Source organism: Vibrio sp. CJQ_6, assembly GCF_043106745.1.
GTDB lineage: Bacteria > Pseudomonadota > Gammaproteobacteria > Enterobacterales > Vibrionaceae > Vibrio > Vibrio furnissii.
Genome location: NZ_JBICMV010000008.1, coordinates 789,874 through 803,150 on the forward strand (window position 1 = coordinate 789,874; position 13,277 = coordinate 803,150).

The following is a 13,277-nucleotide window of genomic DNA, read 5'->3' on the forward strand; positions in this document are numbered from 1 at the left end:
AACAAAAGGACGTGAATAATGAGTCTGATTCATCAATCTGTAAAACGTGTTGTCACCGGCCTCGCGGCGGTTGCGACATGCTTCGCTCTGTTTTCTGCCTCTGCAAACGCTGCGGAGAAAGTCTACCGTTTGAAACTGGCCGAAACGTGGGGGCCAAACTTTCCCATTTTCGGCGATGCAACAAAAAACATGGCTGAAATGGCAGAAAAAATGTCAAACGGCCGCCTGCAAATCCGCATTGATTCTGCCAACAAACACAAAGCGCCGCTGGGCGTGTTTGATATGGTGAAATCGGGTCAGTACGACATGGGCCATTCGGCCTCTTATTACTGGAAAGGCAAAGTTCCAAACACCCTTTACTTCACTTCGATGCCTTTCGGGATGACGCCGCCAGAACAGTACGCATGGTTCTACTACGGTGGTGGTATGGAACTGATGGAGAAAGTGTATGAGCCGCACAATATGCTGTCTTTCCCCGGCGGGAACACAGATGTGCAGATGGGCGGCTGGTTCCAAAAAGAGATCAACACCGTCGACGACCTGAAAGGGCTGAAGATGCGTATTCCGGGGTTTGCGGGAGAAGTGCTGGCTGAAGTGGGCGCTAAACCGACCAACATCGCACCGGGTGAACTGTATACCTCGCTAGAACGTCGCACCATCGATGCGCTGGAATGGGTTGGCCCGTCACTTGACCTGCGTATGGGCTTCCACAAAATCGCACCGTATTACTACACCGGTTGGCATGAGCCAGCGACCGAGCTGCAATTTTTGGTGAATAAGCGTACTTGGGAGCGTCTGCCAGCGGATCTACAAGAGATTCTGCGTGTGGCAATGCGCACGGCTGCATACGACATGTATACCCAGTCAGTTCATGAAAGTGGCAAGAACTGGGCATCGATCACCACTGAATATCCAAACGTGAAAGTGAAAACTTTCCCACCGGCAGTGATTGACGCGCTCCGTGCTGCAAATGATCGTCTGCTAGCAGAACATGCAGCGGCAGACCCACAAGCCAAAGAGATTCAGGAATCTCAAGCGAGCTACATGAAACAGGTTCGTGCGTGGACGGATATTTCAACGCGCGCTTATCTCAATAGCGAGCAGTAAGACCGCTGGGAGCCAATCCCACGCACAGATTAAAAACTATAACGACAAGCTCCGCGAACGCGTGCGTTACGCGGAGCACTTTTCCGTTTTCCAGGGAGTGAGGAATGAGAAGTCTCATTTATATCGAAAGGTTGATCAATCGCATCAGTGATTTCTGGGGTTGGGTCGCCAGTGTGCTGTTTATTTTGCTGGTGGCCAACGTGGTTTATGACGTCGTCATGCGTTATGTCTTCAACGATGTGTCGATTGCGTTTCAGGAGCTTGAATGGCACCTGTTTGCGGCGGTGTTTCTGTTGGGCATTCCATACACCATTAAAGCGGGCGGCCATGTGCGCGTCGACATCATTTATGAACGTCTATCTTATAAAGCGCAAGCGATGGTCGATGTCGTCGGCACGTTGATTTTCCTCCTGCCGTTTTGTCTGCTCGTGATGTATTTCGGGATTGATTTCGCCAAAGAGAGTTTTGAACTGGGCGAGATGTCGGGCGATCCGGGTGGCTTGCCGCATCGCTGGCTGATCAAATCGGTGATTTCGTTGTCATTTTTCTTTATGGCGGTGAGTGGATTGGGGCTGTTGCTGCATTCCGTCAACAAAGTAGTGAATCCACGTCTGATGCATTCAGACCTCCATGATTCGAAGTAAAAGGATGACGCGATGATCGGTATTGTGATGTTTTTTGTGGCGTTGTTTGCGCTGCTCTTAGGGTTTCCTGTCGCCTTTACGTTTGGCGGCATTGCGTTAATTTTTGGTGTGTGGGCGGAAGGGATCGAGATGTTTGCCTTCATGCCATATCGCATTCAATCCATTATGGAAAATACGGTCATGATGGCCGTGCCGCTGTTTGTGTTCATGGGCTTGGTGCTGCAAAAGACCAAACTGGCGGAGCAACTACTCGAATCCATGGGACGTTTGTTTGGCGGCGTGCGTGGCGGTATTGCGATTTCGACCGTCTTAGTGGGCGCGCTCTTAGCGGCGTCGACAGGCGTGGTTGGTGCCTCCGTGGTGGCAATGGGGCTGATTTCGCTGCCGGTGATGCTTAAATACAACTACGACAAAGGGTTAGCATGCGGCACCATTTGTGCCTCGGGCACCTTAGGACAAATTATTCCGCCGTCCATCGTGTTGATTTTGTTGGGGGATGTACTCGGCGTGCCCGTGGGCGACTTATTCCAAGCCGCCCTGTGGCCGGGATTAGTCTTGGTTGGCGCGTACATTCTCTACATTCTGATTTATGCCAAACTCAACCCGATGGCGGCGCAGCCGATTGAACGCGATGACAGTATGAGCCGCTCTCAAGAAGTGGTGCAGGCTTTGAAAGCGGTGATTCCACCCTTGGCGCTGATCATCGTGGTGTTGGGGTCGATTTTTGCCGGTGTGGCGACGCCCACTGAATCGGCGGCGCTGGGCGGCGCAGGCGCGTTGCTGCTGGCAATCGCCTATCGTCAGTTCAGTTGGCGAATGGTGTACGATGCATCGAAAGAAACCGTGAAAGTCACGGCGATGGTGTTTGCGATTCTGCTGGGTGCGACGGCGTTTTCCATGGCGTTCACCTACACCGGGGGTGATTTGCTGGTGGAAGAGTGGATGCTCAGCATTCCGGGCGATAAATGGGGCTTTTTAATCGTCACCATGGTTGTGATTCTGATCTTGGGCTTCTTCATCGATTTCGTTGAAATCTGTTTCATCATTGTGCCCATCATTGCGCCAGTCGCCAGTTTGTTGGACATCGACATGACGTGGTTTGCGATTTTGGTGGCGATGAACTTACAAACGTCGTTCCTGACGCCGCCTTTTGGGTTTAGCTTGTTCTATCTCAAAGGGGTTGCGCCGAAATCGGTGACCACGATGGATGTGTATCGCGGCGTGATGCCATTCATCACCATTCAGATTCTGGTGCTGGCGTCACTCTTGGTATTCCCGGGTTTCTATGGAATGTGATCGAATTCGAGGTTGTTGACTTCGCGTTTCTTAGTCTGCTGACAACTTGCTACAGTAAAACAGCTTACTGATGTTCAGTAAGCTGTTTTTTATGGGGAAAGGAATGCCTCTTAAAGTCAAATTGATCCTGCTGACCTTGTTGCCGCTGCTGTTGGTGACGGCCAGTATCAGCTGGATATCCATCCATCAAGCCAAAAGCTTGGGGGAACGCGAAGTGGAAATCTTTCGCGCCAATCTGATCAAAGCTCGCGAAACGGCACTCAAAGACAGTGTGGATATGGCGTTGGATGCCATTGCACTCGTCTATAACGATCCCAACCTTTCCGATGATGAAGCGAAATCAAAAGTCAAAAAAGTCCTCACCAAGCTGCGTTACGGCTCTGACGGCTATTTCTTTGCCTATGATGCGAAAGGCATCAATTTGGTTCACCCCACACAACCTGAACTCATTGGCCGAGACTTGCTGAAACTGCAAGATCGCGAAGGTGACTATCTGATTGAAGCGCTACTGTTTCAGGCGCAATCCGGCGGTGGTTTCCATCAATATTTGTGGCAGAAACCCTCTTCTGGTGAAGTGGTGCCGAAACTCAGTTACGTGGAATGGTTAGACAAATGGGGCTGGATGGTTGGCACCGGTCTGTATATCGAAGATGTCAGTCAGGAAGTCGCGGCAATGCAGGCGACGATCAACAAAAACATCGACACGACCTTCTTTTCGGTGATGGTGATTCTGGCGGTGACCGTTGCGGTGATCATCGTCCTGACGCTGGCGATTAATCTGCATGAGCACCGCCTTGCGGATAAAAACCTCAAAGAATTAGCCCATAAAACGGTGATGTTTCAGGAAGATGAGAAGAAACATCTGGCGCGAGAGCTTCACGATGGTATCAATCAGTTGTTGGTGTCGAGTAAATGTCATTTGGAGCTGTTAGGTCATAAGCTGAAAGACGACACGCTCTCGGGGCACGTGGACAAAGCGCAGCAGTCGCTGATCACGGCGATCAACGAGGTGCGACGAATTTCCCACAATTTGCGCCCCAGTGCGCTGGATGACATTGGCTTACAAGCGGCAATCGTCACGCTACTGGAGGATTTTCAGTCGCACTCCGGCATTTTGGCCGACACCCATTTTGACACACTGCCAAGCACGCGGCTGCAGTCTGATGTGGCGACGACGCTGTATCGGGTCGTACAAGAGTCGCTGAACAATATTGAGAAACACGCGCATGCCAAGCAAGTCAGTGTGATGATTCAGCAAATGGGTGGTCTGCTGCAATTGATGATTCGTGACGACGGTGTGGGCTTTTCAATCAAAGACGCACGCGTCAAACGCGGTATCGGGCTGCGCAATATGAGAGAGCGAGTCGAATTTTTAGGCGGTGAACTGGAGCTGATGAGCGAACCAGGATTTGGGACTGAAATCACCGTGCTGTTGAATCTGGATGGATTAGTGTATGGAAAAGCCAATTAGTGTGGTGATCGTCGACGATCACCGAGTGGTTCTTGAAGGGTTTATGGCCCGGTTGGAAATGGAGCCGGAAATCGAGGTCATTGCGACAGCCAGCAATGGCTTGGAAGCGATTGACGTGGTCAAGCAGCATCGTCCAGATGTCATTTTGATGGACGTCAGCATGCCCATTATGAATGGCATTGATGCGACGCGGTTGATCAAAGAAGAGGTACCCAATGCCAAAGTGTTGATGCTGACCATGCATGACAATCGGGAATACATCATGAAAGTCATGCAGGCGGGGGCGGTGGGGTACATGCTCAAGGAAATTTCAGCCGAAAACATGGTGCAGGCCATCAAAACGGTCAAGTTAGGCTCAACCTATTTTTGCGAGTCCGTCACGCAAACGCTGTTTACGCAGGAGGTGATCCCCTCGGCGCAAAAACCAAACCCGCTCAGTCGCCGCGAAGAAGCCGTGCTGAAGCTGGTCGCACAAGGTCACAGCAGCAAGAAAATTGCCTCCCTGCTGAACATCAGTTATCGCACGGTGGAAACGCATCGCCAAAACATTAAACACAAGCTCGATATTCATTCGACCGCAGAGCTTGCACACTATGCGAGTCAGCGAGGTTTGTTGGAATAAGCCGCTGATTGTGAATGCGCTGGTCGTGAGCCGAAACGAAAAAAGGTTGGGATAACCCAACCTTTTCTATGTCCGCAAGGGAATGGTGTTGCCGCGCCGTTTATTCAGGCTTGGTGATGCTGCCAATTTCCAGCATCGGTGCCACATCAATCTTCTCGGCATTCATCATGGCTGATAATCGCTGCACCGAAGAGAGGAGCAGTGACTGTTCCCAATCTTCCAACTGATGGAAACGTTCGACGAAATCTTCTTGCAGAGGCTGAGGTGCTTCAGCCAGCAACTTGCGGCCCGGCTCAGTCAGGTGTGCGTGCACTTTGCGTTTGTCAGTACTGCTGCGAATACGTTGGACGTAGCCGTTGCGCTCAAGGCGATCAAGAATCGTTGTTGCAGTCGCCTGACTCATGTTCGTGTGCTTGGAGAGCTCACGGATCGTCACTTCCCCCAAATCCTGAATTGAACGCATCAGAATTAATTGAGGCCCGGTTAATCCGGCGCTTTTGCTAAGCTTCTTAGAGTGTAGGTCAATGGCTCGGATGATCTGGCGAATTGCGACCAGTACTTCTTCATGTTTTTCCACAATGGTCATCCACAACGTAGAGGAGAATTTAGGCGCGACGATACATCACTTGAAGACGGATGAAAAGTGTTGACTTCATACTTTTTTATCGACGATTTGACGCTATTTTGTGGCATGTTGGATGATGTGAAATGTTTTGTGTACGAATTAATTAGATACTATATTTGTTTAATATATAAACGTTCGTTAGTGTTTTTAATGAAAATTGGGTCATAAATTCGCCTTTGAGTAGATCTTTACCACTTGATATGTAAAATGTAGGTCAACTTTGAGTGCGCTTGATAGTTATGAGTACGAAATATATTTACTGGTTTGAAACTGAATTTATTTCGTTGTCATGGCTATAGAGTTCAATCTGGAATCAATAAAAGAGAGGACAAATGACGAAAGGTATCGATAAGTACAGTATCGACAGTACCGATTACACCGTCGGGCAGGACAATGTCCAAAAGTGGGGGTTTGACGTTCACAACCCTGTATTCGGTATCAGTGCAGGTTTGATTATGCTGTTTTTGCTCGCCACTTTGGTGGTCGATGCAGACACGGCGAAAACTGCGCTGGATGGCATTAAGTGGAAAATCATTGGCTCGTTTGACTGGCTGTTTATCTGGTCCGGTAACATTTTTGTGATTTTCTGTTTGGCGCTGGTGGTGTCACCCTACGGTAAGATTCGCTTAGGTGGCCAAGACGCAGTGGCCGATCACTCATTCATTTCATGGCTGTCGATGTTGTTTGCTGCCGGTATGGGTATCGGCTTGATGTTTTGGAGTGTGGCAGAACCGGTTGCTTACTTTACCGGTTGGTATGAAACGCCACTGGGCGTGGAAGCCAATTCGCCAGAAGCGGCAAAATTGGCGCTGGGCGCGACCATGTTCCACTGGGGGCTTCACCCTTGGGCCATTTACGGCGTCGTGGCTTTGTCGTTGGCATTTTTCTGCTACAACAAAGGCTTGCCACTATCGATTCGTTCGATTTTCTATCCAATCCTAGGCGATCGCGCATGGGGTTGGGCGGGTCACATTGTGGATATTTTAGCCGTGCTGGCGACCTTGTTTGGCCTAGCGACATCGTTGGGCTTAGGGGCTCAGCAAGCGGCGAGTGGTATTCATCACGTCTTTGGTATTGATGCGGGCATTGGCCTTCAAGTGATCGTCATCATCGGCGTCACACTGTTGGCGACCTTTTCGGTTATTCGCGGCATTGATGGCGGGGTCAAAGTGATCTCCAACATCAACATGGTGGTGGCATTCTTGCTACTGATTCTGGTGGCGTTGATTGGTTATGCGGTCACGTTCGCTTCAATTCCAACCACACTGATGGCTTACATTGAAAATATCATTCCATTGAGTAACCCACATGGTCGTACCGACGAAGCATGGTTCCAAGGTTGGACGGTATTCTACTGGGCTTGGTGGATTTCATGGTCGCCATTTGTGGGCATGTTCATTGCGCGTGTTTCGAAAGGCCGTACAGTGCGTGAATTCATTACCGCAGTGCTACTGGTCCCCACCGCTGTGACACTGATCTGGATGTCAGTCTTTGGTGGTCTGGCTGTGGATCAAGTCGTGAACCAAGTGGGTGAGCTCGGCACGAAAGGCCTAACGGATGTTTCGCTGGCGATGTTCCAAATGTTTGATGTGCTGCCTTACGGCACCATTTTGTCTGTGATTGCCGTGGTACTGGTTCTGGTGTTCTTTATTACCTCATCAGACTCTGGGTCATTAGTGATCGATAGCATTACCGCTGGCGGTAAGTTGGATGCGCCTGTTCTACAACGTATCTTCTGGGCATTGATGGAAGGTGCGATCGCGATTGCGCTCTTGTGGATCGGGGGAACAGAAGCGGTTCAAGCGCTGCAAGCTGGCGCCATTTCAACCGCGTTACCCTTTACCATCGTACTGCTGCTGATGTGTGTCAGCCTCATCTTGGGGATGCGAACCGAGCGGTTTGAACGTTAATCATCGAATGAATCAAAAGTCGGCTTAGGCCGGCTTTTTTTTGGTTTGTAAATTGACGTCTGTCAGCCTTTTGACGGGTTAAATATCTGTGAAAGCAAACACTTAATCGATTGTGAACGGATTTTTACTTAATGCGTGCAACGACAACAAAATGTAGCTAATATCTGACACGAATTGTTCCGAATTCTTACAAGAAATTGCGATGAAACTGACATTAAAACAAAAACTCATCGGCGCAAGTCTGTCTGCAGTGGTCGTAATGGCTGGTGCATTGACGTGGTTGTCTGCCGATCAATTGAAAGAACAAACCAGTCGTGGTGTCCTAGACCGCGCTGTGGCCATCTCTGAAACAGCGTCCAAAGGGATCTCTGACTGGATTAGCATCCGTAAAGAAATTTCCTCTGCGTTCAATGATTACACGAACCAATCCGATGTTGTTCCGTTCCTCCAACAAGCACGTAAAGCGGGCGGATTTGACGACATCTTCTTTGGTACGCCAAAGGGTGAGATGTATCGTTCGCACCCTGAACGTAATCGTGCGGACTACGATCCTCGCACGCGTCCTTGGTATAAAGATGCCAACAGCGCGGGCAAACAAATCATCACCACAGCTTACAAAGATGCCATCACTAATGCGTTGTTGGTGACTATTGCTGAACCAGTTCGTCAGAACGGCCAGTTTGCGGGTGTGGTGGGTGCAGACGTCTTGATCGATCAGTTGATCAACGACGTGTTGAGTATCGATGCGGGTGATAACGCGTACGCGATGCTGATTGACACGCAAGACGGCACGTTCCTGGCGCATCCCAACAAAGATCTGCTGCTGAAACCCGTGAACAGTTTTTCTAAATCACTGACCATGGGTACGATTGAAAACGCCGCGGCCGCGCATCAACTGATCACGCTGACGCGTAAAGGCAATGACGAGTTTTTCTACTTCACGAAAGTACCGAACACCCCTTGGGTATTTGCAGTGCAGATGGACAAAGACACTGAGTTTGCATCGCACATGCAATTATTGACCGGTCTGTTGGTGACAGCGGTCATCATCACCATCATTGTGGTGCTGATTGTTTCTTGGTTGGTGAGCTTCCTGTTCCGCGACTTGGGCCGCGTGTCGAAAGCACTGGCCGAGATTGCATCGGGCGAGGGTGATTTGACGCAACGTCTTGAACCACGCAGCGATGACGAAGTGGGCCAACTGGCGACCAACTTCAACACCTTTGTTGGTAACATGCACGCCATGGTGATGAAGCTGAGCCACGTCTCTCAATCGCTTTCGTCTCAGTCGCAAATGACCGCGGCGCACGCAGAAGAGCGTAGCGCACGGATTCGCATGCAGCAGGACGAAATCAACATGGTGGCGACCGCCATCAATGAAATGGCTGCGGCGACGCAAGAGATTGCAAACAACTCAGAAAACACCGCGCAAAATTCTTCTGAAGCGGTCAGCGCCTGTGTTCATGGCGCGAAGCAGGTTTCTCAAACTCAAAACTCGATTCACTCCTTAGCGCAAGAAGTTCAAGTTGCAACGGGTGTGATTCAAGAGCTTGAAGTGCACGGCAATCAAATCAGCACCATCTTGTCGACCATTCAGGATATCGCAGAGCAGACCAACTTGCTGGCACTGAACGCGGCGATCGAAGCGGCGCGTGCGGGCGATCAAGGCCGTGGCTTTGCGGTGGTTGCAGATGAAGTTCGCGTGCTGAGCCAACGAACACATGCCTCAACCAAAGAAATTCAAACCATGATTGAGACGCTGCAAGGCACAACGTCTAAAGCTGTCGGGATCATGAATGATAGCCGCATGCTGGCGGATACCAGTGTGGATGATTCAAACTCTGCAGCGGCAAGCTTGACGCAGATTCACAATGCCGTTGAAAACATCAGTGATATGGCGACTCAGATTGCATCGGCGGCTGAAGAACAAGCATCGGTCACTTCTGAGATCACGCGTAACACTGAAGGCATCCGTGATGTGTCAAACGATCTGGCTCAAGAAGCGCACGAAGCGGCTTCTCAAGCAGCTGAATTGTCTCAGCTCTCGTTTGAACTTGAACAAGAAATTCGTCGCTTCAAGCTGTAAGGTTGAAACGCGAATGAAGAAAAAGGAGCCATTTGGCTCCTTTTTGTGTATTTGCACTTTGTCTATCGCATTGGGGGAAGATGCGAACGGATGCGTTGTCGCGTTTAGAGCCAAAAGTTGCGAATGAGCTGGTCAGGGGAATAGTGATGCGCGATTTGAGCCTGCAACAGTTCTGCGGTGGCAATGGCATCGGTCAACGCGTGGTGCGGCGTATAAGCGGGCAGCCCGTAGCGCATGCGTGATTGTCCCAGCCGTACCGATTCCGGTTTCTTGCCGCGCAGTCGGTTCCACAGCCCCGCCGTCAGGCGCTTTTGAATTAACGTCTCGATTTCCATCGTATCAATCACCGGAAATTCAATGCCTTCGCCGATACGGCGCTTGAGCGCTCGGTCAAGAAACTCACGTTCGATGCGGTGGTAATGGACCACCAATACACGCCCCGCCAAGTGTTCCAACACCTCTTCAAAAATGTCGCTCAGATCGGGAGCATCCATAATGTCATTGTGTGTAATCCCATGAATGACGATGGAATGTTCATCCAGCTTTTGACGTGGGCGCACGGTCCAGTGTTTGGCGCGATTGAGGTAAATGCGCTCCAAAGTGAAAGGCACCAAGCCAATCGTGATGATTTCGTCTTTGTCGACACTCAGGCCGGTTGTTTCAAAATCCATCGCCACGAATTCCACCTCGCTCAGTGGCGTGTAGCCATCGGGGAGGGTGGCTGCATAAAACCGTTGCAGACACGGGTGACTGACCACATTCTGCTTGGCCCGGTATTTGTACGGCCAGTCGATGCTGGGCGCTTGAAAAAGTCTTTTCATGGTCGCTGCCTATTTGAAACTGTTGCTTGCCTGATAGCGGTACTTCAGGAAGTTTTGTGCGTTACTGAGGATCTGAAACGCATCTTTCAAATTTCGACGTTCAAATTCCGACAAGTTTTCGGGTTCGATGTTGTTGTCTGGGTCAATGTCGTTTTCCACATCGATGGCTTGGTGACGAATACGTACCATGGAGATGAACTCCAAGGCATCCCGCAGATCTTGTCCACGACCTTTGGGCAGTATTCCTGCGTCAATAATGTCATCCAGTCGTTCAAACGAGTTTTTCGCGCGCGAACCGACGGCGAGTGAGTGTACACGAATCAAGTCGGCGAGCGGCGCGGTCCCACGACGTTTGAGGTTGATGGAGTTGTTGTGGCGGCCATCTTTTTCCATCACGAAGTCTTTGAAAAAGCCCAGCGGCGGTGTGCGATTGAGCGCGTTTCGAGCCAGACACGCCAAGAATCGATTGTTGCGACGGGCGCGGCGGACGATGAATCCGTTGAGTTGCTCTGCCCATTTCAAACGGCCATAGACGCCATCTAAATCAAAGAAGATGGAGGCGTTGAGCAGCGCCTTTGGATTAGGGTCATCAATCCAATCTGCAAAGCATGCTTCCCACTCTTGGCGGGTCATTCGCCACATTGGGTTGGTGGCCATGATGTCGCCGGTGCAGTAGCTATACCCGCATTGATCAAGGCCATCGCAAACGAACTTAGCTAACGCTGCGAAATAGTCGCCGTGTTCGCTTTCATCGTAGCTGTCATCGAGAATAATGGCGTTGTCTTGGTCGGTCACGATCAATTGCTCATCGCGCCCCATTGAGCCTAGCGCAAGGAAGCAGTAAGGAATCGGCGCAGCGCCCAAATGCTCCTCGGCGAGTTCAATAATGCGTTGCTTGAAGCTTCGACCAATCACCGACATTGCGGTGCCAACCATGTGGGAATTTGCGTCTTCGTTGACCATGCGCACGAAGCTGTCTTTCACCTGCTTTGAAATTTGCGCCAAGTCGGCGATGGTGTTTTGTTGGAAAATGCTGCTCACCAGTAGCAGAGAGTTTTGCGATTCGTAACGTACGATGTCGGTTAAATCGATGATCCCAATCGGGGTCTGTTCTTTCAGTACCGGTAGGTGGTGAACGTTATAACGCAGCATGGTGAGCATGGCTTCGTACACATAGGCATTGTGATCGAGCGAGATCACTTCCGTGGTCATCACGGTGGTCACCGGCTCATTGTGGTCGATGCCGGTTGCAATGACGCGGCGGCATAGGTCACGATCAGTCAAAATGCCCATCAGCGGGCGACTGTCATCTTCTTCGTCTTGCAAAATTTCCGGGTCGATCACCAAGACGGACGAGACGTTTTCTTCCGCCATTTTTACCGCCACTTCTTGGATCGTTGCCGTGTTATGCACATAGGGCGCATCGCCGGTAATCAAGCGTTTGACCTTTACCGTGGTGAGGTCGTTTTGCTCGGCGGTATTGGACACGGTTTGACGCAGGCGAGCGTTGTCTTGCACTTCAACATAATCGGCAAAGGCATCGTGCTCTTCATACAACGATTGGAACATCGCTTCGGGAATGCAGTACACCAAGGTATCTTCAATGGCTGTCACCGGGAAGCGGACTTTGTTGTTGGTCAGCAGTCCCATTTGTCCAAACAACCCACCTTCGGTCAGGCGGTTATACAGCTCACCTTTGCGTCGGTAGACTTCCACCACACCGCTGCGCACCATGAACAAGTCTTCGATGTGATCACCAAAGCGAATGATGGGCGTGTCTTGACGGTAATAGGCGATTTCGATGCTGTGGGCGATCGCTTCCAGCGTCTCCTCGGGCAGATCGCTAAAAGGCGGGTATTGGCTGAGGAAGTTTTTTATTTCTAAAAGTTCGGCTTCCATCTTGGGCTCCTGTCGTTACGTCGTGCATGTTTCTCAAACAGACACAGCTTGGCGGTGTTGGAAACCATTAATTCTACACGAAATTTTGTCTTCCCGCAGAATTGCTCAAGATATCGCAGTCGCATAGCACGGTTTGGACTAAGATTGATCGAAGACGTTCGACACAAGGAGCCTGTGATGAGAAAACGTTGGGGAATCATGATGCTATTCGCTGTTGCATCGACCGTGTCTGCCCATCGTCTTAATGAACAATTGCCATTGCAATACGATTATCTGGATGCACACCTCAGTTCTGGGAGTGTCACGGGCTTATATGCGAAGGGTGAAAGCGACAACGTGACGAGTGTGGGGCTTGGCGTCAGCTATAAATGGCAAGAGTCCAATGGGTTGTTGGTTGGTGATTATAGCGCTCGGTTTTATCACCCGGATGACGACACCATTGAACGCTATCAATTGCGTTTTGGGGGCGGTTATCGCTGGTCATTGGCGAAGCAACTGGACTTGGTGACGCATGTGAAAGTTGGCGGGGTACGCATTCGAGTCGAACAGGGTGACAACGAAACTGATTTTGTGTATAGCGCGGATATCGGTTTACGTTATGCCGTCACGCCCAAGTTTGAGATGAGCTTGACGGGGGAAGCCATTCGCAATCAGTGGCAGGATGAAAACATCGCGACGTTGCGCGCGGATTACGCCTTGTTTCGCCGTGTGGCCTTGGGCGGGTTTATTGCCTACCGTGATGGGGAAGGGCATTACATCAATGAAATGGCGCTGACGCTGCGCTTCAATTACTAAG

Annotated in this window: 11 protein-coding genes; 8 read left to right on the forward strand and 3 right to left on the reverse strand. The window is 50.5% G+C overall.

What is annotated here, in order from left to right:
* The first annotated feature begins 18 nt into the window (after window positions 1–18).
* The 5 genes from ACF8PK_RS05790 to ACF8PK_RS05810 all read left to right on the forward strand — a co-directional run bounded on the left by ACF8PK_RS05790 (window position 19) and on the right by ACF8PK_RS05810 (window position 5,140).
* Window positions 19–1,107, forward strand: coding sequence for a TRAP transporter substrate-binding protein (locus ACF8PK_RS05790; RefSeq protein ID WP_004725682.1), 1,089 nt, complete (start codon window positions 19–21; stop codon window positions 1,105–1,107).
* 104 nt (window positions 1,108–1,211) lie between these two features.
* Entirely contained in the window at window positions 1,212–1,751 is a 540-nt protein-coding gene (locus tag ACF8PK_RS05795; RefSeq protein WP_038151068.1) for a TRAP transporter small permease subunit, read from the forward strand.
* A gap of 12 nt (window positions 1,752–1,763) precedes the next feature.
* On the forward strand, window positions 1,764–3,047 hold the full coding sequence (locus tag ACF8PK_RS05800; RefSeq protein ID WP_014204996.1) for a TRAP transporter large permease subunit: 1,284 nt from the start codon (window positions 1,764–1,766) through the stop codon (window positions 3,045–3,047).
* Between the two features lie 103 nt (window positions 3,048–3,150).
* Window positions 3,151–4,518 carry a cache domain-containing protein gene (locus tag ACF8PK_RS05805; protein WP_004725687.1) on the forward strand — a complete coding sequence of 456 codons (1,368 nt, stop codon included), beginning with the start codon at window positions 3,151–3,153 and terminating at the stop codon, window positions 4,516–4,518.
* On the forward strand, window positions 4,502–5,140 hold the full coding sequence (locus ACF8PK_RS05810) for a response regulator transcription factor (protein ID WP_154181216.1): 639 nt from the start codon (window positions 4,502–4,504) through the stop codon (window positions 5,138–5,140). The genes ACF8PK_RS05805 and ACF8PK_RS05810 overlap by 17 nt, the downstream gene beginning before the upstream one ends.
* A 100-nt stretch (window positions 5,141–5,240) precedes the next feature.
* Here ACF8PK_RS05810 and ACF8PK_RS05815 read toward each other — a convergent pair whose 3' ends face one another.
* Complete coding sequence (locus tag ACF8PK_RS05815; RefSeq protein ID WP_014204998.1) at window positions 5,241–5,717, reverse strand: MarR family winged helix-turn-helix transcriptional regulator; 477 nt, start codon at window positions 5,715–5,717, stop codon at window positions 5,241–5,243.
* 380 nt (window positions 5,718–6,097) lie between these two features.
* On the opposite strand from ACF8PK_RS05815, the gene ACF8PK_RS05820 reads away from it, so the two are divergent.
* Both ACF8PK_RS05820 and ACF8PK_RS05825 read left to right on the forward strand, forming a co-directional pair.
* Entirely contained in the window at window positions 6,098–7,675 is a 1,578-nt protein-coding gene (locus ACF8PK_RS05820; protein WP_004725692.1) for a BCCT family transporter, read from the forward strand.
* A 202-nt stretch (window positions 7,676–7,877) separates the two neighbouring features.
* The gene (locus ACF8PK_RS05825) at window positions 7,878–9,761 is read left to right on the forward strand and encodes a methyl-accepting chemotaxis protein (RefSeq protein ID WP_004725693.1); all 1,884 of its coding nucleotides are present in this window, start codon (window positions 7,878–7,880) and stop codon (window positions 9,759–9,761) included.
* A gap of 104 nt (window positions 9,762–9,865) precedes the next feature.
* Here ACF8PK_RS05825 and ACF8PK_RS05830 read toward each other — a convergent pair whose 3' ends face one another.
* Both ACF8PK_RS05830 and ACF8PK_RS05835 read right to left on the reverse strand, forming a co-directional pair.
* Window positions 9,866–10,582: a 3'-5' exonuclease gene (locus ACF8PK_RS05830; protein ID WP_392440483.1), complete on the reverse strand. Its 717-nt coding sequence runs from the start codon at window positions 10,580–10,582 to the stop codon at window positions 9,866–9,868.
* A gap of 9 nt (window positions 10,583–10,591) precedes the next feature.
* Entirely contained in the window at window positions 10,592–12,481 is a 1,890-nt protein-coding gene (locus ACF8PK_RS05835; RefSeq protein WP_392440485.1) for a DUF294 nucleotidyltransferase-like domain-containing protein, read from the reverse strand.
* A gap of 177 nt (window positions 12,482–12,658) precedes the next feature.
* Here ACF8PK_RS05835 and ACF8PK_RS05840 point away from each other — a divergent pair, with 177 nt between their 5' ends.
* A complete protein-coding gene (locus tag ACF8PK_RS05840; RefSeq protein ID WP_392440487.1) occupies window positions 12,659–13,276 on the forward strand; it encodes an Ail and OmpX in 618 nt (205 codons plus the stop codon).
* The last annotated feature ends 1 nt before the right edge of the window (window position 13,277 follow it).

Bases quoted from the DNA above. Each gene is read 5' to 3' on its own strand.
- ACF8PK_RS05840 (WP_392440487.1), top strand. From the start codon at position 12,659: ATGAGAAAACGTTGGGGAATCATGATGCTATTCGCTGTTGCATCGACC.
- ACF8PK_RS05820 (WP_004725692.1), top strand. From the start codon at position 6,098: ATGACGAAAGGTATCGATAAGTACAGTATCGACAGTACCGATTACACC.
- ACF8PK_RS05800 (WP_014204996.1), top strand. From the start codon at position 1,764: ATGATCGGTATTGTGATGTTTTTTGTGGCGTTGTTTGCGCTGCTCTTA.
- ACF8PK_RS05835 (WP_392440485.1), bottom strand. From the start codon at position 12,481: ATGGAAGCCGAACTTTTAGAAATAAAAAACTTCCTCAGCCAATACCCG.
- ACF8PK_RS05825 (WP_004725693.1), top strand. From the start codon at position 7,878: ATGAAACTGACATTAAAACAAAAACTCATCGGCGCAAGTCTGTCTGCA.
- ACF8PK_RS05805 (WP_004725687.1), top strand. From the start codon at position 3,151: ATGCCTCTTAAAGTCAAATTGATCCTGCTGACCTTGTTGCCGCTGCTG.
- ACF8PK_RS05795 (WP_038151068.1), top strand. From the start codon at position 1,212: ATGAGAAGTCTCATTTATATCGAAAGGTTGATCAATCGCATCAGTGAT.
- ACF8PK_RS05810 (WP_154181216.1), top strand. From the start codon at position 4,502: ATGGAAAAGCCAATTAGTGTGGTGATCGTCGACGATCACCGAGTGGTT.
- ACF8PK_RS05830 (WP_392440483.1), bottom strand. From the start codon at position 10,582: ATGAAAAGACTTTTTCAAGCGCCCAGCATCGACTGGCCGTACAAATAC.
- ACF8PK_RS05790 (WP_004725682.1), top strand. From the start codon at position 19: ATGAGTCTGATTCATCAATCTGTAAAACGTGTTGTCACCGGCCTCGCG.